The 22,778-nt window shown below is 42.2% G+C and carries 20 protein-coding genes; 15 read left to right on the top strand and 5 right to left on the bottom strand.

The genetic code is table 11. The features are described 5' to 3' along the window. Positions 1-138: 138 nt before the first annotated feature. From ruvA to DTW91_RS03490, 4 genes are all read right to left on the bottom strand, one after another. Entirely contained in the window at positions 139-723 is a 585-nt protein-coding gene (ruvA, locus tag DTW91_RS03475) for a Holliday junction branch migration protein RuvA (protein ID WP_125202027.1), read from the bottom strand. A gap of 102 nt (positions 724-825) precedes the next feature. Continuing rightward, positions 826-3,108: an NADP-dependent malic enzyme gene (locus tag DTW91_RS03480; RefSeq protein WP_125202028.1), complete on the bottom strand. Its 2,283-nt coding sequence runs from the start codon at positions 3,106-3,108 to the stop codon at positions 826-828. Positions 3,109-3,244: 136 nt separating this feature from the next. Continuing rightward, positions 3,245-4,105, bottom strand: coding sequence for a BadF/BadG/BcrA/BcrD ATPase family protein (locus DTW91_RS03485; protein ID WP_125202029.1), 861 nt, complete (start codon positions 4,103-4,105; stop codon positions 3,245-3,247). Positions 4,106-4,164: 59 nt separating this feature from the next. Continuing rightward, entirely contained in the window at positions 4,165-4,413 is a 249-nt protein-coding gene (locus DTW91_RS03490) for a hypothetical protein (protein ID WP_125202030.1), read from the bottom strand. A gap of 262 nt (positions 4,414-4,675) precedes the next feature. Between DTW91_RS03490 and DTW91_RS03495 the strand changes: the two genes are divergently transcribed. The 15 genes from DTW91_RS03495 (at position 4,676) to DTW91_RS03565 (ending at position 20,761) form a co-directional block, all read left to right on the top strand. Beyond that, complete coding sequence (locus DTW91_RS03495; RefSeq protein ID WP_125202031.1) at positions 4,676-5,134, top strand: GtrA family protein; 459 nt, start codon at positions 4,676-4,678, stop codon at positions 5,132-5,134. Between the two features lie 21 nt (positions 5,135-5,155). After that, entirely contained in the window at positions 5,156-5,893 is a 738-nt protein-coding gene (locus tag DTW91_RS03500) for a lysophospholipid acyltransferase family protein (protein WP_125202032.1), read from the top strand. Between the two features lie 101 nt (positions 5,894-5,994). Beyond that, the gene (locus DTW91_RS03505; RefSeq protein ID WP_125202033.1) at positions 5,995-7,275 is read left to right on the top strand and encodes an MFS transporter; all 1,281 of its coding nucleotides are present in this window, start codon (positions 5,995-5,997) and stop codon (positions 7,273-7,275) included. Further along, a complete protein-coding gene (locus DTW91_RS03510; RefSeq protein WP_125202034.1) occupies positions 7,272-8,225 on the top strand; it encodes an ROK family protein in 954 nt (317 codons plus the stop codon). The genes DTW91_RS03505 and DTW91_RS03510 overlap by 4 nt, the downstream gene beginning before the upstream one ends. Further along, complete coding sequence (locus DTW91_RS03515; protein WP_125202035.1) at positions 8,219-9,262, top strand: DUF3810 domain-containing protein; 1,044 nt, start codon at positions 8,219-8,221, stop codon at positions 9,260-9,262. Before DTW91_RS03510 ends, DTW91_RS03515 begins: the two co-directional genes overlap by 7 nt. 286 nt (positions 9,263-9,548) lie before the next feature. Further along, on the top strand, positions 9,549-10,403 hold the full coding sequence (locus tag DTW91_RS03520) for a substrate-binding domain-containing protein (RefSeq protein WP_125202036.1): 855 nt from the start codon (positions 9,549-9,551) through the stop codon (positions 10,401-10,403). Between the two features lie 5 nt (positions 10,404-10,408). Then, complete coding sequence (gene pstC, locus DTW91_RS03525; protein ID WP_125202037.1) at positions 10,409-11,299, top strand: phosphate ABC transporter permease subunit PstC; 891 nt, start codon at positions 10,409-10,411, stop codon at positions 11,297-11,299. After that, positions 11,289-12,146 (top strand): phosphate ABC transporter permease PstA, encoded by an 858-nt coding sequence (gene pstA / locus DTW91_RS03530; RefSeq protein ID WP_125202038.1) that lies wholly within the window; start codon positions 11,289-11,291, stop codon positions 12,144-12,146. Before pstC ends, pstA begins: the two co-directional genes overlap by 11 nt. Beyond that, positions 12,136-12,882, top strand: coding sequence for a phosphate ABC transporter ATP-binding protein PstB (gene pstB, locus DTW91_RS03535; protein WP_125202039.1), 747 nt, complete (start codon positions 12,136-12,138; stop codon positions 12,880-12,882). Before pstA ends, pstB begins: the two co-directional genes overlap by 11 nt. 406 nt (positions 12,883-13,288) lie before the next feature. Then, positions 13,289-14,626 carry a UDP-N-acetylmuramate--L-alanine ligase gene (locus DTW91_RS03540; protein WP_125202040.1) on the top strand — a complete coding sequence of 446 codons (1,338 nt, stop codon included), beginning with the start codon at positions 13,289-13,291 and terminating at the stop codon, positions 14,624-14,626. Between the two features lie 191 nt (positions 14,627-14,817). Continuing rightward, positions 14,818-15,975, top strand: a complete 1,158-nt coding sequence (locus DTW91_RS03545) for a homogentisate 1,2-dioxygenase (protein WP_125202041.1) — start codon at positions 14,818-14,820, stop codon at positions 15,973-15,975. A 120-nt stretch (positions 15,976-16,095) separates the two neighbouring features. After that, complete coding sequence (locus DTW91_RS03550; RefSeq protein WP_125202042.1) at positions 16,096-17,367, top strand: acetyl-CoA hydrolase/transferase family protein; 1,272 nt, start codon at positions 16,096-16,098, stop codon at positions 17,365-17,367. Between the two features lie 75 nt (positions 17,368-17,442). Then, positions 17,443-18,573, top strand: a complete 1,131-nt coding sequence (gene hppD, locus DTW91_RS03555) for a 4-hydroxyphenylpyruvate dioxygenase (protein ID WP_125202043.1) — start codon at positions 17,443-17,445, stop codon at positions 18,571-18,573. A gap of 86 nt (positions 18,574-18,659) precedes the next feature. Continuing rightward, positions 18,660-19,913: a fumarylacetoacetase gene (gene fahA, locus DTW91_RS03560; protein ID WP_125202044.1), complete on the top strand. Its 1,254-nt coding sequence runs from the start codon at positions 18,660-18,662 to the stop codon at positions 19,911-19,913. Between the two features lie 23 nt (positions 19,914-19,936). Beyond that, the gene (locus DTW91_RS03565; RefSeq protein ID WP_125202045.1) at positions 19,937-20,761 is read left to right on the top strand and encodes a flavin reductase family protein; all 825 of its coding nucleotides are present in this window, start codon (positions 19,937-19,939) and stop codon (positions 20,759-20,761) included. A 204-nt stretch (positions 20,762-20,965) separates the two neighbouring features. Here DTW91_RS03565 and DTW91_RS03570 read toward each other — a convergent pair whose 3' ends face one another. Next, positions 20,966-22,714, bottom strand: a complete 1,749-nt coding sequence (locus DTW91_RS03570; RefSeq protein WP_125202046.1) for an ABC transporter ATP-binding protein — start codon at positions 22,712-22,714, stop codon at positions 20,966-20,968. Positions 22,715-22,778: the final 64 nt, after the last annotated feature.

Genomic DNA, 22,778 nt, shown 5'->3' on the forward strand with positions numbered 1-22,778 from the left:
TCTGATTTTCAGATAAATATACGAAAAATTATTTGAAAAACCAAATATAAAACCCTGAATTTCAGCAATTTAATGAAAATTATTTGAAATATTTTTTAATGCGTTTGGCCTGAATTGATGACAAAAATGCATCAAATGTTAAATGTTTTTTAAAATCTCTTTGACTAATTCTTCGATGGAAATTTCCGGATTCTGATGCAAAATTCGGTCTGCAATCTTCTCACTCACTTTCCGCGAAATCCCCAAAACTTCTAAAGCAGATAACGCCTCATTCTTTATTTTATTGTTTACAAGATTAGAAAGTTTTTCTTCGGAAAGGCCGAATCCTCCTACCTTGTCGCGCAGATCTACAATTATCCGCTCCGCCGTTTTTACGCCTATTCCCTTGACTTTTTGGATGAGTCCACTATTCCGCGAGAGGATGGCGCTGGCAGTGTCTGACAGACTGAGGGAAGAGAGTAAAATCAGTGCAGAAACCGGCCCCACGCCGTTAACACTTATTAACAGGTTGAACATTTCCTTTTCTTCTTTCGTAAAAAACCCATACAGCAGATGAGCATCCTCGCGGATGATTTGCTGTATATAAAGAAAAACCTCAGTATTCAATTTCAACTGGTGCGACGTCTGAAGGCTTAAATTTACATAATACCCGATGCCATTCACCTCAACGACGGCAAATGTTGGTGTCAGCTCCTGAACCAAACCTCTTAAAGAATAAATCATTAAAATCAAAAATTGGATTTTGCGAAGATATAAATTAACTTAATGATAAAAGCCATCTTAGTAACTAAAATGGCTTTTTATCTCTGTTGTAATTAACGGAAACTACTTTTTCTCTTTCATCTGTGCATCCAAAACGGCAATTGTGGCAAGATTGACGATTTCGTCTACGCTGGATCGCATCTGCAAAACGTGAACCGGATGATCCAGTCCCATCAAGATTGGACCAATGGTTTGTGCCGCTTTTATCCCTCTAATGATCTTATAAGAAAGATTGGCACTTTCGAGATTGGGAAAAACCAGAACGTTCGCGGGATTGGTTCCCAATTTCGAGAAAGGATAATCGGCCAGATGATCGCTGTTTAGCGCAAAATCCGGCTGGATCTCGCCATCTACGATCATTTCGGGATATTTTTGATGAAGGATTTTCACCGCCTCCGCTACTTTTTTGGAAGAATCTGCTTTGGCGGAAAAATTCTCGTAGCCCAGCATTGCAATCCGTGGTTCGATGGCAAAAGATTTCACAGCTATTTCAGCCATTTTTGCAATTTCCACAAGATCTTCAACAGAAGGATTTTTATTAATGGAGGTATCTGCGAAGAAAAGCGGTTTCTTTGCCGTAAGAATCATCATCATCGCCGCTGCTTTTTTTACCCCAGGTTTTTTAGGAATAATTTCCAAAATAGGTTTCAAAATCGAGGAATAGCTTTTGGAAAATCCTACAATCAGAGCGTCGGTGTCGCCGTGCTCCAACATCAAGGGCCCGAAGTAGTCGCGCTGGCGGACGTATCTTTTTGCCTTGTACTCGTTGACCCCTTTGCGATTTCTTTTATTCAAAAGTGTTTCGCGGTATTTTTTGCGGGTTTCTTTCTGTTCGTCATCATTAGGATCAATAATGGGAATATCAAAATCCATCCCGTACTGCGTCATTCTTTCTTTGATGAGTCTCTTGCTGCCCAGCAAACTTGGATAGGCGATGCCTTCTTCCAGCAAGATTTGCGCGGCTTTCAGAATATTGTATTCTTCTCCGTTTCCGAGGGTCACTCTTTTCGGATTGGCTTTGGCGCGGTTTTGCATCATTCGTACGAGTTTCTCGTCGCGTCCCATCCTGTCCAGCAGTTGCGTTTCGTATGCTTCGAAATCTTCAATCGGTTTTGCGGCAATGCCACTTTCCATCGCTGCTTTTGCAACAGCGATAGAAACTTTGGTGATCAATCGGTTATCAAAAGGTTTCGGGATGAAATAGTCTTTCCCGAAGCTTATATTGGTTACATTATACGCCAATTTTACCATTTCAGGAACGGGCTCTTTTGCCAATTCTGCCAAAGCATAGACCGATGCTACTTTCATTGCTTCGTTGATCCCTTTGGCCTGAACGTCTAGTGCGCCGCGGAAAATATACGGGAAACCCAAAACATTATTCACTTGGTTGGGAAAATCGCTTCTTCCGGTTGCCATCATCACATCCGGTCGGGTAGCGATTGCGAGGTCATAGCTAATCTCCGGATCCGGATTGGCCAATGCAAATACGATCGGATTTTCTGCCATCGAAAGCAGCATCTCGGCGGTCATCACATTTCCTTTGGACAAACCGATGAAAACATCGGCACCTTTTAAGGCTTCTGCTAAAGTTTCTTTATCAGTTTGCGCTACAAAATTTAACTTTTCCGGAGTCAGGTTTTCTCTTCTGTGATGGATGACGCCTTTGCTATCGCACATCAAAATATTATTTTTGTCAAGCCCCAACGAAATATATAATTTTCCACAAGCCACTGCAGCTGCGCCGGCGCCGTTGATCACCATCTTCACTTCCCCGATTTTTTTGCCGGCAATCTCCAAAGCGTTGATCAAAGCAGCCGCAGAGATAATGGCGGTACCGTGCTGATCATCGTGCATCAACGGAATATCCAATTCCTCCTTCAACCTTTGTTCTATGTAAAAGGCTTCTGGTGCTTTGATGTCTTCCAGATTAATCCCACCAAATGTTGGTGCAATGGCTTTAACGGTCTCGATGAATTTATCCGGATCTTTCTCGTTGATTTCGATATCGAAAACATTGATGCCCGCAAATATTTTGAAGAGCAAACCTTTGCCTTCCATCACCGGTTTGGACGCTTCGGGACCGATATCTCCTAAACCTAAAACAGCGGTTCCGTTGGAGATTACGGCCACCAGATTTCCTTTGGATGTGTAGTCATAAACTTTCTGAGGATCGTCGTGGATTGCCATGCAAGGCACCGCAACGCCAGGCGAATATGCTAAAGAAAGGTCTCTTTGCGACGAATGCGGTTTGGATGGAATGACCTCGGTTTTGCCTTTCGGTTCCTGACTGTGATAGTCTAAAGCGGCTTTATCGAACGCGATCTGATCTCTTGAAGTAGTTGACATTTTTTAATTTCTTTTGCGTGAATCAATTTCAGAAATAATGATCCACAGGTTTTACTTTACAAGCCTCATAAAGTTGAAAAGTATGAGGTTAAAATTTCAGGAATAACAACGGAAATCCTTGAAATATTCTGCAAAGTTAAAGTTTTGGAATGATATACTCGCGGTGATAATTTACCAGACTTTCGATCGGTTTCTGGACAACGGTGCCGATTTTGAAATGAAAATCTGAGGCTGCCGCCCGAAGTGTGTCTTCGAAGAAATACGCAATCGAGCCAATAAAATTGACCTCAGCCTGGCGGCACTCCTCGTACGGCATCACCTGAAACCCGAGGAAATTCTTGAGTTCTTTGTAGATGAAATTTTGAAAATAGGGATGCGTCTTTCTGTCCACAATGAAGCGCGTAAAATCCGCCATGTAAGCATTTGCCCGCGGATTGTGATACATATTTTTGAGAAGATCATCAATATTAAGCTGATAAATCTCAGTAAACTGCTGGTGAAGATCCGGCGGCAGCTTTTTCATAAAATAATGGCGCACCAGCTGCTTGCCCATCGCGCTACCACTGCCCTCGTCGCCAATTAGGAAACCCAAAGAAGGCAGCTCGGTTTTTACGTTTTCCCCATCGAAATAGCATGCGTTGGAACCTGTGCCGAGAATGCAGACGATAGCCGGGACGCCCCGGTACGCCGCATAAGCAGCAGCCAAAAGATCTTCTTTGACCCGAATTTGTGCTTTGGTGAAAACCTTTTGAATTTCCCGTTCTACGATGAGGCTGTTTTCTGAAGTGCCACAGCCGGAGCCGTAAAAAAATATATTTTCCAGATAATCCCGAAACTTCGTTAGCGCCTGATTTTTTTCTAATTCCGGTGCTATCAGTTCGCCCTTGATGATATTGGGATTGAAGCCGATGGTCTCGGTCTTGAGCACTTCCGTACCATCATTTTCCAAGATAACCCAGTCGCATTTGGAAGATCCTCCGTCAACAATAGCAATCATATAATATCTTTTTTAAAATGCTAAAGTAATGTTTTTTGCGAAGATTCTCTCTATTTTGGTTACTGCGGATCTTTGATGAGCCAGTCCTGTATCTCCTCTTCTAAGCAGGAGGTTTGCAGCTTTATGGCATTTATAAAATCGTCGGGGATGCTTTCGGAGGTTTGGTTGCTTTCCATATCCCAGAGTTCATCGGACATAAACTCGTATTCCGAATAGATTCTTTTGAACCTGGCGCTACTCTTTTCCAGCTCCTCAATTTTCTTTTGCTGAGGCTGAAATTTTCTGTACGGTCTGTTAGAATTTTTCATTGTTTTGTACTAATATTTTGTGGTGTGTGGTGTCTAAGCATACGATGAAAAAACGTCCCGGCTAAAATTTTAGAGCCAGGATTCACTTAAAACATCGATAGGTATTAGGATTTTGACAATTATCGGCTTCAAAAGCAAACAATTATTCAATCAAATTGCTCGAATCATTAATAAAATAAAAGTAAAAATATTTTTGATATAAAAAAATTATTTAACTATTATTTTAAAAACATTTAACTATTCGTATAAATTTGCAAGCGAAATGAGACATCTAATCCTTCGCCATAAGCAAATTTTATTTTTCACCATTGCCGGTGGAATCAGTGCTGTCGTGGAGATCGGTAGTTTCAAGATTTTGAGCGTTTATCTTCCCAGAATTTTCATCGCCGAATATAATCTGTATGGCATCAAATATCCCTTCAGTAATATCTTGTCCACCAGTTGTGGCATCCTCACCAATTATTTCCTCAGCATTTGGTTTGTTTTTACAAGAGGAAGATATTCTAAGCGCAGAGAATTTGCTTATTTTGTTTGTCTTTCTTTTGTTTCTACGTTTATCGGTTTGTTCCTATTCCAAATTCTTTATCATTTTATTTTCAGAGATGCATTGGATTTGGGTATTTTTGTTGTGTCTCGCGAAATGATGAGTAAAATTGTTTCTATTGTGATAGTATCGCTGCTGAATTATTCTATTAAGAAAAAAATGATATTTAACGGATAAAAATCTTATGTTGAAGTTGATATGAATTTGATCAAAGTTTTCTTGGTCTATCTCTGGCGCTTTTGGATGATGGTCCTTGCCACCGTGCTGACCCTTATTTTCTTTTTGCCGGTCTATCTCCTATCCATCCGAAAGTCGCATTACAAAACCTGCTACTTCTTCATCCGGCTATGGGCCATGGGCATTTTCTATGGAACCGGTTTCCGGTATCGGATTATCAACAAAACCAATAAAAAAATCGATAAAAACCAAGCTTACGTCATCATTAGCAACCACACTTCTCTGATGGATGTGATGCTGCCCTGCATCCTATTTCCCAATCATCCGCTTTGCTACGTTGGGAAAAAGGAATTGGAAAAAATCCCTGTCTTCGGAACAGTTTATAAACGTGTCTGCGTGATGGTCGACAGAAAAAGTGTTCGAAGCCGCGCCGAAGTTTACAGAAGATGTGCCGAGAGGATGCGAGAGGGACAAAGCATTGTTATCTTTCCCGAGGGCGGCGTGCCGGATGATCCCGCTGTAATACTCGACGATTTTAAAGATGGTGCCTTCATCCTTTCCACAAAACATAAATTCCCGATTGCCGTCTATACCTTTGTAGGATTGAAAGAGATGTTTCCTTTTGACTACAAAAAAGGCTATCCCGGCAGAGTAGATGTCTATTTCAATGATATTCTGTGGCCCGAAGCGCCGCTGAAACAATTGAAAGAAAAAGCGCACGAGGAAATGCGACTGGCTCTCCTCGAGAAATTAAAATAATTATTGTTAAATTAATTTAAAGTAGGGTTTTTGTTTATATTTGTTAATCTTGAAATATTGTTAAAACACCAAAAAACAACACAACTAAAAATAATTGTAATATGACTACTCAAACGAAAAGCCAAAGCTATGCTTTGCCAATTGCAATGATGTTTGCACTCTTTTTTATGATTGCCTTTGTGACCGGTTTGCAGAACCCAATGGGTGTAATTGTGAAAAACCAGTTTCACGCGAGCAATTTCTTGTCACAACTGGGGAATTTTGCCAATTTTATTGCGTACGCCTTTATGGGGATTCCGGCGGGAATGATGCTTCAAAAAATTGGTTATAAAAAAACGGCACTTACTGCTATTTTAGTTGGGATTGCCGGTGTCGGCATTACTTATCTTTCCGGCCAATCGGGGAGTTTTCCGGTGTATCTTATCGGTGCATTTATTTCAGGTTTTTCGATGTGTATGTTGAATACAGTTGTGAACCCGATGCTCAATACGCTGGGCGGCGAGGGAAAAAAGGGAAATCAGCTTTTACAGTTTGGGGGAGCGCTCAATTCTATGGGTGCTACTATTGTTCCCGTCTTGGTGGGCTATCTTATGGGCGATGTCACCAGAGCCACTATTTCGGATGCAAATCCTGCGATATTTCTTGCCATCGGAATTTTTATTTTGGCGTTCTTAGTGCTATATCTGATGAAGATTCCGGAACCTCACATCATCAGAGAAAAGTCCTTAGAAAAAAATGCGCACAGCCCTCTATCTTTCAGACATTTCACTTTAGGAGCTTTAGCCATATTCGTCTATGTGGGAACCGAAGTGGGCATCCCCAATATCGCCAATCTCTACATGACCGGCGATTTAAAAATAAATGCCACCACAGCAGGTACGGTAGTAGGTACCTATTGGTTTTTGATGCTCATAGGCAGACTGATCGGCGGCTTGCTTGGTGCCAAATTCTCCAGCAAGGCGATGCTTACGTTTGTCTCCCTATTAGCTCTATTAATGGTGACTTTGGCGATTCTCTTGCCCAAAGACCAAGTGGTGAGTATGCCGGTTTTTCGATCTGATATTTCTTTTGGACTTGCAGAGGTACCATTGAGCGTTACGTTGCTCGTGCTGTGTGGACTGTGTACCTCGGTAATGTGGGGCGGGATTTTCAATCTTGCAACTGCCGGACTCGGCAAATACACGGCTTCCGCATCCGGAATTTTTATGGTGATGGTTTGCGGCGGTGGTATCATCCCGGCCATTCAAGGCTGGGCCGCAGATTTATTCGGCTACATAGAAAGCTATTGGGTCATTGTCATCTGCCTGCTGTATATTTTATTCTATGCCCTCGCCGGCAGTAAAAATGTTAACCCCGATATCCCTGTACAACAATTATTATGAAAGAGACATTTGCAATAGGAATAGACGTAGGCGGCACCAACACGAAGTTTGGCGTCGTGAACAAAAAAGGTCAAATTCTTGTCCAAGACCGGATAAAAACCAACGAAAAAGAGAATGTGGAGGGCTTCATCGAAGATCTTGCGGAAAAACTGCAACCTATGATTGACCAATACGGCGGCAAAGAAAACTTCGTCGGCATCGGTATGGGCGCTCCCAATGCCAATTATTACAAAGGAACCATAGAATATGCCGCAAATCTGAAATGGAAAGGCATTATCCCAATGGCTGAAATCTTGGAGAAGAAATTCGGGATCGTCGCAAGACTCACCAATGATGCCAATGCAGCAGCAGTGGGAGAAATGAAGTACGGCGCGGCTAAAAACATGAAAGATTTTATCACCATCACCCTGGGAACCGGCGTGGGAAGCGGCATCATCATCGACGGAAAAATTGTGCTGGGTCACAATGGTTTTGCAGGCGAATTGGGACACGTCATCGTACGATACAACGGAAGACTGCACAAAGGAACAGGCCTGAAGGGCTCGCTGGAATCCTATGCGTCTGCCAGCGGACTGAGAGATACCGCCATAGAACTTCTGCAACGCAATCCCGAAACGCCCAGTCTCCTGAGAAATTACTCGATCGATGAGTTGACCAGCGAAACCGTCTTCCTGTGCGCTAAACAAGGTGACAAACTGGCAAACAACATTTTTGAATTTACCGGTAAGATTTTGGGCGAAGCCTTGGCTACCTTTGTGCTGTTTTCTGCCCCGGAAGCCATCGTCCTTTTTGGAGGACTTACCAAAGCCGGAGATCTCATTATGAAACCCACCCGCCAAGCTATGGAAGCCAACCTGCTCCAGGTATTTAAAAACCAGGTGAAGATTCTTTACAGCGATTTGAAAGAAGCCGATGCGGCTATTTTGGGCGCAAGTGCTTTGGTATGGTAAATAAAATTCCACATAAAATCACATATTGGGCAATCATTTTGGTTGTCCAATTTTTGTTGTTCTACATCCTGTCGAAAACAGATTTTGCTGTCGCATTCTTCTCAAGGCTTTTTGAATGGAAAAAGAACTTGCACATCTTACTATTTTCCAAATTCGGGTTCTCTGCCGGCGACATCCTCTATGCGGTTATTTCGCTCTATTCGATCTATGCCCTCATCAGTTTGATTCGGAAAAAGAAAAGCAAAATAGGGGTGCAATTACTAATTTTCATTAATTTTTCATTCTTCGTCTATCAATGCTTCTGGGGAATGCTATACTTCCAACCTCCGATGATAGAAAAACTGCCAAAGAAAGAAATTTCGGACATCCAATTAAAAAACTTAGCCCTCCGATATCTTGATCTCTGCAAAGCAACAAGGGAAAGAACTTCCGAAGACCAAAACGGAATTTTCGTCATCAATGACCCGCGAGCTATCTGCACAGAAATATTATTGCAACAAAAGAAATTACCTCGCGCATTGAGTGACAAAAGTCCTGTAGAGCATTTGTCGGTAAAGCCGAGTCTGTATAGCGGCTTAATGGATTATAGCGGGCTATTGGGCTACTACAATCCTTTCACTGCGGAGGCGCAATACAACCCGCACCTGCCATCTACCCAGCTTCCGTTTACCTTGGCGCACGAGATGTCTCACCAGCTTGGCTATGCGCGGGAGCAGGAAGCAAGCTTTGTGGCCTATTTGTGCGCAAAAGACTCCGACAATGTGGAATTGAAATACTGCGCGCAACTGTATGTGCTTAAAAGTCTTCTAAGAAATCTGTCGGAAAATAATAAAGCATTTGTAAAAGATATTCTCTCGAAATATTCTGCGAAGATGAAGAGAGACCGGGCGAACGAGCTGCAGTTTTTTGAGAAACACGACAGTTTCTTGAATACGGTATTTGGATTTACAAACGATTTATTTTTAAAATCGAACCGGCAGGATGGGAGCATTACCTATTCTTATTTCATCGCTCTGCTGGTACGATATGAAGCATAAAAAAAGAATCGCACACGAGGTACGATTCTAAAAACACAAATGATGAAAAAAAATTTATTGCTCCTCAGTGATTCACTCAAAAGCCCCGTAAAAGTACAAATTGATCTTCAAACCGCCAAATAATTTTTGCTTTTATTAGAATATTTTAAATTTAATATACGGATAAAGAATTATATGGCTAATTTAGAAGCAGTTAGATTTGTACTTTTTTCGTACACATAAAGTTAACTGAATCTTAACTTGTTTTTAAAAATTAAACCACTTCAAGGAAGTATATTTGGAAGCAATGAAAACTTCTGCCCATCAAATCAATTGGTTCCTGTTTTTAAGCTTTATCATTTTGTGCTCTTGTAATCAAAATGATAAAACAATCAAAATAAAAGGCTCGGATACGGAAGTGAACTTGGCGGTCAACTTGGCCGAACAGTTTTATAAAACCAATCAACACTACAGCATTTCCGTTTCGGGCGGCGGCTCAGGCTTGGGAATCACTTCTCTTTTGAACGGACAAGCCGATATTGCCAACTCATCTCGACCACTCACCGATGAGGAAGAACGGATGTTTAAGGATAAAAAAATCGAACTGAAAACCGTGGTTTTTGCTGAGGATGCCACGGCATTCGTGGTACACGAAGAAAATCCGATTGAGGAAATTGATGTACAGACTTTGAGCGAGATTATGAGTGGGAAAATCCAGACGTGGAAATCGGTTTCAGGATTGGATTTGCCGATTAATATATACGGAAGGCAGAGCAGCTCCGGCACGCACTCTTTCATCAAGAAAAAATTAGGAATTCAATACAGCCCGAAAGCCAAAGAAATGACGGGAAACGCCCAAATATTGGAAGGGATTAAGATTGATAAATCGGGCATCGGATATGTGGGCGCAGGATATATTTCCAAAAATCCGCACCAAAACAAAGGCATAAAAGTATTGAAAATCAAAGCCAACGCCAACGCCGTAGCCGTTTCTCCTCTGAATCCGGAGTCTATAAAAAATAGAAAATACTTTTTCCAACGGCCTTTGTATCAGTTTATTCCCGTTGAATCTTGGGAAAAGGTAAAACCCTTTATCGATTTTGAAACCAAAGGAATGGGGCGGCATATTATTGAAAATTCCGGATATTATCTCATCAATTAAATCTTATGCAATACAAAAAAAGAATCGTCATCGATAATGTGGCCAAAGTCCTCTTCAAATCTACTGGTTTGCTGGTTTTGGCTTTGCTGGGAGGCATTTTTTTTATGCTTTTGTACAATTCACTTTCATTCTTTTTCAAAGTCTCTCCTTTAGACTTTATCACGGGAATGGAGTGGAATCCCACAGCTCCGACACCCGTTTACGGCTTGTTGCCCCTCATTGCTAGCACCACCTTGGTTTCCTTTGGTGCGATGCTCATTGCCATTCCTTTGGGGATAGGAACTGCCGCTTTTATATCGGAGTATGCCAGTCCGAAATTGAAGGCATTTTTGAAACCCGCCATCGAGATGCTGGCTGCCGTGCCATCGGTGGTCATCGGATTTTTGGGAATAGTTCTTTTGGGGCCTCACATTGCCGAAATGAGCAATTTGCCCAATGGTTTAAATGCACTGAACGGCGCAATTCTTTTGGCAATTATGGCCTTGCCTACGATAATCACCATTTCGGAAGATGCCATCAATTCGGTACCGCAAACCTATCGCGAAGCGAGTTACGGATTAGGCGCTTCCCAATGGCAGACCTTGAGAAAAGTCACCATTCCGGCAGCCAGTCCGGGGATTATCGCGGCCATTATGCTGGGATTGGGAAGGGCGATTGGCGAAACGATGACCGTGCTGATGGCAACGGGTAATGCCGCCATTTTTCCGAAAGGATTTTTTGATTCTGTAAAAACGATTACCGCCACGATTGCCATCGAGATGGGCGAAGTTCCTTACCAAACTACCCATTACTACGCGCTGTTCGCCATTGCCATCGTGCTGTTTTTTATGACCTTGATTGCCAATTTGACGGGTGAATATTTTATTAACAAATTTAGAAAATTCCATGCCGTCTAAACTAAAAAAAATAACCCCGATCATAGAATGGGGAAGCTTGCTGTTCTGCACCATCTCGGTGTGTGTTTTCCTGATTGTCATTTTGTACGACATTTTCAGCAAGGGAATTTCGGTGATTTCTTGGGATTTTATTTCCCAATTTCCCACAGACGGAATGACGAAAGGCGGAATCCTGACGCCGATAATCGGAACGGTGGTTTTAACCTTCATCGCAGCACTTTTTTCCATTCCTTTTGGAATATGCTGCGCCATTTACCTCAATGAATATGCCGAAAATACTTGGCTTACGAGGACCATTCGTGCTTCTATCCGAAATCTTTCGGGAGTTCCTTCCATCATTTACGGGCTTTTTGGATTGGCATTGTTCGTTCAGGCTTTGCATTTTGGAACATCTATTTTGTCGGCAGGTTTAACCCTTGGTTTATTGTCGCTCCCCTACATCATCACTACCACCGAAGAAGCTTTGCTGAGAATCCCCGCGAGTATGCGCGAGGCCGCTTTGGGAGTAGGCGCTACCAAATACGAGTCCATCAGAGATGTGGTGTTGCCCTCGTCGATGTCCGGAATTTTAACGGGCGTGGTTTTGACCTTGTCGCGGGCTGCTGGAGAAACGGCTCCCATTCTGTTTACTGGCGCCGCATTTTACATTACCACGGCTTTGGGTACGCCCAATCAGGAATTTATGGCTTTGCCTTACCATTTATATATGCTGTCCACCCAGCATCAATCCATTGAGGAGGTTCGTCCTATTGCTTACGGGACTGCTCTTGTGCTGATAGTGGTGGTATTTCTGATGAATTTGACCGCATTTTATATCCGATATAAATATAGAAAAGATGAAAAGTAAACTAACTGCGGAAAACCTGAATCTATCTTTCGGGGACAAACTTATTTTAAAAAATATCTCTGTAGAATTTCCGGAAAAGCAAGTCACGGCATTGATAGGGCCTTCGGGCTGTGGGAAAAGCACGCTGCTCCGCTGTTTCAACAGGATGCACGATTTGTACCCCGATGCCAAAATCGATGGAAAAATTGCTTTGGAAGGGCAAGATCTTTATCAGAAAGGAATCGAGGTGACCAGTGTCCGCAGGAGAATAGGAATGGTGTTTCAAAAAGCCAATCCTTTTCCCAAAAGCATTTACGAAAACATCGCTTATGGATTAAAAATCAACAACTTGCCAGCCGATTCGGCTACGGTACAAAAAGCCTTGGAAGAAGCCTATCTTTGGGACGAAGTAAAAGACGACCTGAAAAAACCGGCTACCAGACTCTCGGGAGGGCAGCAACAGCGGCTTTGCATTGCCAGAACCGTGGCGCTGCGCCCGGAAGTAATCCTGATGGACGAGCCGTGCTCTGCGTTGGACCCGATAAGTACCTCCAAAATCGAAAATCTAATTCATAAACTGAAAGAGCAATATACGATTGTAATAGTCACCCACAATATGCAGCAAGCGCAGCGCGTAGCGGACAAAACGGTTTTTATGTATCTCGGCGAAATTATAGAGGAAGGCGAAACCAGCCAGATCTTCAACAATCCAAAGTTGGAAACCACCAAAAGCTACATCAGCGGGCATTTCGGTTAGGCATTTTCCTTCTGATTTTTTCTGAATAACGCTAACATTTCGAAAAAAAATCCTGAAATTTTCATAGAAATAGATTTTTTCGGAGGGGTTGTATATTTTTGTATATTTGGATGTTGCCTCCCATTGAATAAAGTGGAAAAAAAGCAGCGTCGTTAAAATTATCGGCTCTGAACGTTAATAAAATCAACATTATTGAGACATTAGTTTCAACAATTGAGAATATTTTGGGCAGGCAAAATCCCAGGTGACTCAGATGATTTTCAGTTGCGTGCAACTCACGGACGATGAAAACCCTGTTGAACGGAAACTTCCGAAACTTTTATTCAGCCCGCATCAAAACAAAAAATCTAAATTCTTGCCCGCAGTTTCTCGCATCTTCCTTACTTTTGTCTAAAATTATTCAGAATTGAAAACCCATTTCATTGCTATCGGCGGTTCTGCGATGCACAATCTTGCCATCGCACTCAAAGACAAAGGCTATCAGGTAAGCGGCTCCGATGATGCCATCTTCGAACCTTCCAGATCGCGCTTGGATAGAAAAGGAATTCTTCCCGAGCAGTTGGGATGGTTCCCGGAAAAAATAACTCCAGATATCGATGCCGTCATCCTCGGGATGCACGCCCACGCCGACAATCCTGAGCTGGCAAAAGCCAAAGAATTAGGCCTAAAAATCTATTCCTATCCGGAATTTCTCTACGAGCAATCCAAAGAAAAAACCCGAGTGGTCATTGGCGGTTCGCACGGGAAAACGACGATTACATCGATGATTCTTCACGTTCTCAACTTTCATCACAAAGATATCGATTATATGGTCGGCGCCCAGTTGGAAGGCTTCGATTGTATGGTGAAAATCACCGAGGACAATGATTTTATGATCTTGGAAGGCGACGAATATCTGTCTTCGCCGATAGATCTACGTTCCAAATTTTTACTGTATCAACCCAATATCGCCCTGCTGTCCGGAATTGCCTGGGATCACATCAACGTTTTCAAAACCTTCGACGACTATATCGATCAGTTTCGGAAATTTGTCGCAACCATCACACCCGGCGGCGTTTTGGTTTACAACGAGGAAGATGCAGAAGTGGTAAAAGTGGTTGAAAATGCCGATAATTATTTCCGAAAAATCCCATACAAAACACCCGATTACAAAATAGAAAACGGCATCGTAAGCCTGAAAACCAATATGGGCGATGTTCCATTGTCGGTTTTCGGAAAGCACAATCTCCTGAATATGGAAGGGGCGAGAATAATCTGTTCGCAACTGGGGATTATGGAAGAGGATTTTTACGAAGCGATTATGAGTTTCAAAGGCGCTTCCAAACGTCTGGAAAAAGTGGAAAGAGCCGATGGTGGCTTGCTCTACAAAGATTTTGCGCACGCACCAAGTAAAGTGAAAGCGACGGTTGCCGCATTTGCAGAGCAATTTCCTGATACCGAAACTTTTGGATTTTTGGAGTTGCATACTTATTCCAGCCTCAATCCTATTTTTTTAGAACAGTATGATCACGCTTTGGATGGCTTGAATAATGCCGTCGTTTTCTATTCAGAAGAGGCGTTGAAAATCAAAAGAATGGATCCGATTTCGCCGGATTTAATTAAAGAAAAATTCAAAAATGAGAATTTGAAAGTCTTTACCAATGCAGAAGATCTTCACGCTTATTGGGAAACTTTGGACAAGACCAAAGGCGCTTTTTTGATGATGAGTTCCGGAAATTTCGGAGGCTTGGATCTGACTAAATAATTTTATAATAAAAATAGACAATCCACCTTCCGGAACAATTTTCGGGAGGTTTTTTTTTGACAATCCTACTAAACTTGTGGTTTTTTTAATTTTTAAAAACCAATAAAATCCCGGAAAAAATGGCGCTTTCCATCAATAAATCCAAGTGTCATAAAAAAATATTACATTTGAGAAAAGCCAAATCTAATAAAATGAGATACGTTCAGCTGGGTAAGATTCCGCCAAAAAGACATACGATTTTCAAATCCGAAGACGGCAACTTTTATTACGAGCAACTCTTTGGAACTGAAGGTTTCCACGGGATTTCGTCGTTGCTTTATCACACACATCGCCCAACTCAGATTAAATCTATCGGCGAAGCAAAAGACGTGACACCGAAAATTGCAGTCGAGAAAAACGTAACGCCAAGAATGATAAAAGGCGCAAAAGTGACCGCCGAAGACGATTTTTTGGACAGCCGAAAGGTTTTGATGCTAAACAACGATTTGAAAATGGGCTTGGCAAAACCACGAAAATCTACCGACTATTTCTATAAAAATGCAGAATGCGACGAGCTGTTTTTTGTTCACGCCGGAAAAGGAATTCTGAGAACAATGCTCGGTAACATCGATTTTTCAGTCGGCGATTATCTCATCATTCCGAGAGGAACTATTTATCAGCTGGAATTGGAATCTGAAGACAATGTTTTCTTTTTCATAGAAGCGCATTCCCCGATTTACACGCCAAAACGTTACCGAAATGAGTTCGGGCAGTTGCTGGAACATTCGCCGTTTTGCGAGAGAGATATTGTTCCGCCCACTTTCGTAGAGCCAAAAAACGAGAAAGGCGATTTTCTCATCAAAGTGAAAAAAGAAAACCAAATTACCGATTTTATTTACGCCACGCATCCGTTTGATGTTGTGGGTTGGGATGGTTATTTTTATCCTTACAAATTCAATATCAAAAACTTCGAACCGATTACGGGGCGGATTCATCAGCCGCCTCCGGTTCATCAGAATTTCGAAGGTCACAATTTTGTCGTTTGTTCGTTTGTGGCGAGGATGTACGATTATCATCCTCAGGCCATTCCGGCACCTTACAACCATTCAAACATCGATTCAGACGAGGTTTTATTTTATACAGAAGGCGATTTTATGAGCAGAAACCACGTGGATTTGATGGATTTTTCACTTCATCCCGGCGGAATTGTTCACGGTCCGCATCCCGGCGCAATGGAACGAAGCATCGGAAAAAAATCTACCGATGAATACGCGGTGATGGTTGACCCATTCCGACCTTTGAAACTGACGGAAGAAGCAATAAAAGTGGAAGATTCCGGTTACAAAACCAGTTGGCTGGAGTCAAATTAGCTGTGTTCTAAATTATAATATAGCGACCGGAATATTTTAAAATATGACTTTTTACCAAACTGATAACGCTCATTTTTTAATGATGTTCTAAGGTTTATTTTTGCTTAAAAATTAAAAATAATGATCAATTACGTAAGCGCAGAAGAAGCAGTTTCAATCATTAAAAGCGGTGACCGAATTTTCGGACACGGCAGTGCTTGTACACCAAATTTGTTATACAATGAGTTGGCAAAGCAAGCCTCCAGATTGCAAAATGTGGAAATGGTTTCCATCACGCAACAGGGAAATGTAGAAATTGCAAAACCTCAGTATAAAGACAGTTTTTATATTAATTCCTTATTCACTTCAGGGCCGGTTCGTGAGGCTGTAAACGGTGAAAATGGCGATTACGTTCCGATTTTCCTAAGCGAAATTCCCATTCTTTTCAAAAACGGAATTCTGCCAATTGATGTCGCTTTGATCACGGTTTCGCCACCAGACGCTCACGGCTATTGCACGCTGGGAACTTCAGTAGATGTTGCTCGCAGTGCAATTGATACTGCAAAAAGAATCATCGCCATCGTCAACCCAAAGATGCCAAGAACCCACGGCGACGGGATGATTCACATCAAAAGAATCGAAAAAATGGTTTGGAGCGAGGAAGAACTTTTGACCATCAACTACGGCGAAAAAGTGGGCGAAGAAGAAATGAAAATCGGAAGGAATGTGGCTGAACTGATCGATGACAAAGCGACGATCCAAATGGGAATCGGGACTATCCCTGATGCCGTTTTGCGATGTCTTAATAATCATAAAGATCTGGGTGTCCATACCGAAATGCTGAGCGACGGCGTTATTGATTTAATAAAAAATGAGGTTGTTAATAACAAATATAAAGGCACGCACGCCAACAGAACGATCACGAGTTTCTGCTTCGGAACCAGACGATTGTACGATTTTGTGGATGATAATCCGGCCGTCTCGTTTATGGATGTTCAGCACGTTAATTTCCCGATTAATATTATGAAAAACAAGAAAATGCACGCCATCAATTCGGCCATCGAAATCGATTTGACCGGTCAGGTTTGTGCAGATTCTATCGGAACCTATCAATTCAGTGGTATTGGCGGGCAGATGGATTTTATGCGTGGTGCTGCTCTCAGCGAAGGCGGAAAACCCATTATGGCTTTGTCTTCCCGAACCAAAAAAGGCGTTCCAAGAATCGTTCCTTTCTTGAAGCAAGGTGCAGGTGTCGTGACGACGCGGGGTCATATTCATTATGTCGTGACGGAGTACGGCACGGCTTATCTCTATGGCAAAAATCTTCGTCAGAGAGCAAAAGCTTTGATCGAAATTTCTCATCCCGACGACAGAGAAATGCTGGAAAAAGCTGCTTTTGAGAGGTTCAAATAAGAAAATTAATCCTTCTTAGCTTCTCACCGAAAAATTCTTATCTTGGTCTCGTCAGATATTAAATTTAAAAGAAAAATGTCAACACTTACTTTTTCCGAGAAAATCGCACAAGCCGAGAATTTTCTCCCGATCAACGGAACAGATTATTTAGAATTTTATGTGGGAAATGCCAAGCAAGCGGCTCATTTTTACAAAACAGCTTTCGGCTTTCAATCCGTGGCGTATGCTGGTCCCGAAACCGGCGTCCGGGATCGGGCGTCCTATGTCCTCCAACAGGGAAAAATACGCTTGGTTCTCACCTCCGGACTCCAATCCGATTCTCCAATTTGTGAACACCAAAAAAAACACGGCGATGGTGTTAAAATCCTTGCACTTTGGGTAGATGATGCCGAAAAAGCCTTCGAAGAAACCACCAAACGGGGCGGCAAACCTTATCTGGAACCACAAACTTTAACGGACGACTTTGGCGAAGTCAAAATGTCCGGCATCTACACCTACGGCGAAACCGTTCATATGTTCGTCGAGCGCAAGAACTACAGTGGCGCTTTTATGCCAGGTTACGAACCTTGGACAAGCGATTATAATCCGTCGGAAGTCGGTCTTCTGTACGTCGATCATTGCGTCGGAAACGTCGGGTGGAACAGGATGATCCCCACAGTCAAATGGTACGAGAAAGTGATGGGATTTGTGAATATTCTGTCCTTTGACGACAAACAAATCAACACAGAATATTCCGCTTTGATGAGCAAAGTGATGTCCAACGGAAATGGTTTTGCCAAGTTTCCCATCAACGAACCCGCTGAAGGCAAAAGAAAATCTCAGGTCGAGGAATATCTGGATTTCTACGAAGGCGAAGGTGTGCAGCACATTGCCGTCGCCACCAAAGATATCGTGAAAACTGTGACAGAACTCAAAAATAGAGGCGTAGAATTTCTCTCGGCTCCGCCCGAAGCTTATTACAATATGATCCCGGACAGAGTGGGGAACATCGATGAAGACATCAAAAAACTTCAGGATCTGGGCATTCTCGTAGATTGCGATGAAGAAGGATATCTGCTGCAGATTTTCACCAAACCCGTGGAGGACCGGCCAACGCTTTTCTATGAAATCATCCAAAGACACGGTGCGCAAAGTTTTGGAGCAGGAAATTTCAAAGCACTTTTCGAAGCCTTGGAAAGAGAGCAGGAAAAACGCGGCAATTTATAAAACAAATCGTTCAAGATTCAATTAAAGCATTATTTTTAATGCTTTAATTTTTTATCTAATTCTAACATCTAAACTCTAAATTCTTAATGAAATCTTTCATAGAATATCCCGCAAACTCCGATTTTTCCATTCACAATATCCCGTTTGGGGTCTGTGTTTTCAACAAAGAATTTATCGCCTGCGCCACAAGAATTGGCGACATCGTGATCGATCTGGCCACGCTGTACGACCTTGGTTTTTTCGATGACATCAAAGGCTTGGAAGAAAACGTTTTCGAAGCTTATACGCTCAACGAATTCATCGAACTCGGAAAACCGATTACAAACGCAGTCCGTGAAAAAATACAGCAGCTTTTGCTCGAAGATTCGCTCTTGTCCAAAGACGAAAGATCCATTGAGGATTGTTTTTACGATCTGGATGAGGTTCAAATGATGATGCCTTTGCACATCCCCAATTACACCGATTTTTACAGCAGCATCCAGCACGCCACCAATGTCGGCACGCTCTTCCGCGATCCCGCAAATGCGCTGCTTCCCAATTGGAAACATCTTCCGGTGGCCTATCACGGTCGCGCTTCGTCAATCGTTTTATCGGGAATAGACATTGTTAGACCGTGCGGACAAATCAAACCGGCGGATTCTGACAAACCGATTTTCAGTCCTTCGAAACAACTCGATTTTGAGCTGGAAATGGCTTTCGTTGTTAACAAAAATACCGATTTGGGTGAAAGAATTTCGGTTGCGGAAGCCGAAGATGCGATTTTTGGAATGGTGATTTTCAACGATTGGTCGGCAAGAGATATTCAGAGTTGGGAATATGTGCCGCTTGGGCCATTTTTAGGAAAGAATTTCGGTTCTTCTATTTCGCCTTGGATCGTGACTTTGGAAGCTTTAAACCCATTCAAGACTGAATCTCCGAAGCAGGAGCCGGAAGTTTTGGATTATCTGAAATTTGATGGTGACAAAAATTACGACATCCATCTTGAAGTTTATTTGAAACCGGAAAATTCTGAAGAAAACCTGATTTCGCAAAGCAATTACAAATGCATGTACTGGAATATGTGCCAGCAATTGGCACATCACACCGTGAATGGTTGCAATGTGGAAGTGGGCGACGTTTACGCCAGCGGAACGATCTCCGGAGAAGAAGAAACATCCTACGGATCCTTGCTGGAATTGGCTTGGAAAGGAACGAAACCGTTGCAACTGAAAAACGGAATCGAAAGAAAATTTTTGGAAGATGGCGATACGGTAACGATGAGAGCGTGGTCTGAAAAAGACGGAATCCGCGTTGGTTTTGGAGAAGTTTCCGGAAAAATTTTGCCTGCCATTTTACCATAAAATAGAATCAAATTAATAAGTCATTGAAAACAATCATCCCTTCCGATATTTCCGCATTGCAGCTCCAGCAAGTGATGCAGACAGCCATCGCGCCCCGGCCGATTGCCTTGGCAAGCACCATTAATGCAAAAGGAGAAGTCAATCTTTCGCCGTTCAGTTTTTTCAATATGTTCAGCACGGTTCCGCCCGTGGTCATCATTTCACCTTCTACCCGAGTCCGTGATAATACGACCAAACATACTTTGGAGAATCTGAAAGAAGTGCCGGAATTGGTCATCGGAAATGTCAATTTCGAAATGGTGCAGCAGGTTTCCTTAGCCAGTACAGAATACGAAAAAGGCGTAAATGAATTCATCAAATCGGGATTGACGATGAAGCCAGCCGACATTGTAAAACCACCTTTGATTGCAGAATCGCCGGTTAATTTTGAGTGCAAAGTGATGGAAATTAAATCTTTGGGGAATCTGGGAGGCGCGGGAAATCTCGTGATTGCAGAAATTGTAAAAATTCATATCAAGGAAAAATATCTCGACGAAGCTGGAAATCTGGACCAAAAAAAATTGGATTTGGTTGCGAGATTGGGAAGTAATTTCTATTCCCGAAACAACGAAAATAATATCTTCGAAGTTCCAAAACCGCTGGTTACAAAAGGAATTGGCTACGATCGGCTTCCAAATGAGATCAAACAAAGTCATATTTTCACAGGCAACGATTTGGGAATGCTTGCCAATATTGAAATTTTACCAACCGGAAGTTTTTGTTCGGAAAAAGAGGTACATTTATTAGCTCAGAATTATTTAAAAAACAATGAAATCGAAAATGCATGGAAGGTTTTAAAATCTGATTAAAAGGCTATTAAAAACTAAAACCATCAAATGAACTATGAGAACGGAACGCTGAGTTTTAGGGGCAAAATTGTGAAGAATTGAATCTAATTTCGCATCATAAAAGCCTGAAAAAATCCTATTTTTCTCGTTTCGATGTTCTTTTTCAAAAGGTTTAAATCAAAATTACAAATATTTTCAACTAAAATAATAAAGCAGATTCAATGATTAAATCAGCGTATCTGCATCCGGAGAAACTACCTGAGCCTTGTAAAGCAAAGAATAGTATCCATTTTTCGCAAGCAATTCCTGATGTGTGCCTTCTTCCACAATCAATCCGTGATCCATCACGATGATTTTGTCCGCTTTTTCAATGGTTGAAAGTCGGTGAGCAATCAGAATTGAAGTTCTGTTTTTCGTGATTTTTTCCGTCGCCCTTTGGATTAACTTTTCACTTTCGTGATCGATGGATGAAGTGGCTTCATCTAAAATTAAAATTTTCGGGTCAGAAAGATAAGCTCTCAAAAACGATAATAATTGTCTTTGTCCGAGGGAAATCGACGATCCTCTTTCGCTCACCACATAATCGTAACCGCCCGGCAGTTGCTCGATAAATTCGTCCACCTCGATTTCTTTTGCCGCTTTTTTTATTTGTTCCAAAGTGATGCTTTCGTCGCCCAAAGTCAGGTTTTCAAAAATACTGCCGTGGAACAGGAAAACATCCTGCAGCACCACGCCGATGTGACTTCTGAGATTATACAGTTCGTAATCTCGAATGTCGATCCCGTCCAGCAATATTTTGCCCGAGTTAATATCATATAGTCTGGTAATCAAGCTGATAATCGTAGATTTTCCAGCGCCGGTTGCGCCCACGATCGCGACCGTTTCTCCTGGATTCACTTGGAAATTGATGCCTTTCAAAACCAATTGCTTTTCGTCATAAGCAAAATGGACGTTTTGAAATTCAATCTTTCCGTCAAAATGATTTCGTACCACCGTCCCGTTATTCGGCATTGCCTGATCTTCGTCCATGATGCCAAACACCCGCTCTGCACCCACGATTCCGCGCTGTATATTATTAAATCGGTCCGCAATCTGCCTTAGTGGCCGGATCAGCATATTGATAAACTGGATAAAAGCAATGATGACGCCCGGCGAAGAGTGGATAAAACCGCCATAAAAGAGGATGAATCCAATGAAAAGTGAAGAAATCAGCTCTACTACCGGAAAAAACAATGAGAAGATGAAAACTGTTCTCAACAGTGCCTTCTTCAACTCGGTATTGATCTTGTCGAATTTTTTAAATTCCGCTTCCTCTCTGTTGAACACTTGGATCAGGGGCATCCCCGCCAAGCGCTCCTGTACAAAGCTGTTCTGCGTAGAAGTCCAGCTTCTCTCCAAGGCGAAAGCTGTTTTCAGCCGTTTCTGAAAAGCTCTCGTGATGATGAGCATAAGCGGCAGAATCGCCAAAGAAATAAAGCTGAGCTGTGTATCGACCTGAAACATCGCAAATAAAACCATCACAATCCTGAGAATATCTCCGAAAATCATCAGAAACCCGTCTGTGTAAACGGTTGCAATGGTTTCTACGTCACCAACTGCTCTGGTGACCAAACTGCCAATGGGCGTTCTGTCAAAAAATGCCGTTCGGAAATAGATTAATTTGTGATAAAGCCTTTCGCGAATATCCCGAATGACGTTTTGCGAAATATAATTCGATAGAAAAACCAGAAAGAAATTCAAAATAGTCTCTGCAATCACCAAGCCGATGAGCAAATAAATGTGCTTCATCAGCTGCGCCTTGTCCTTGAGCTGAACGATGTCGATATCCACAACATTCTTGGTCAGTATGGGTCTGTACGTAGAAACTATCGCAAGGAATATCGAAATAATCAGTGTGATGATGAACCACGAGCGAAATTTCATTCCAATCAGAAAAAGCCTCTTTATAACCTCCCAAGTTGTCTGTTTCTTCATTTTTTCTTTTAATTCCGGAAATTTTGATTCCGCAAAAATCCTTGCAAAAATAGGACTTTAAAAT

The organism is Chryseobacterium sp. SC28, assembly GCF_003932955.1.
Classification (GTDB): Bacteria; Bacteroidota; Bacteroidia; order Flavobacteriales; family Weeksellaceae; genus Epilithonimonas.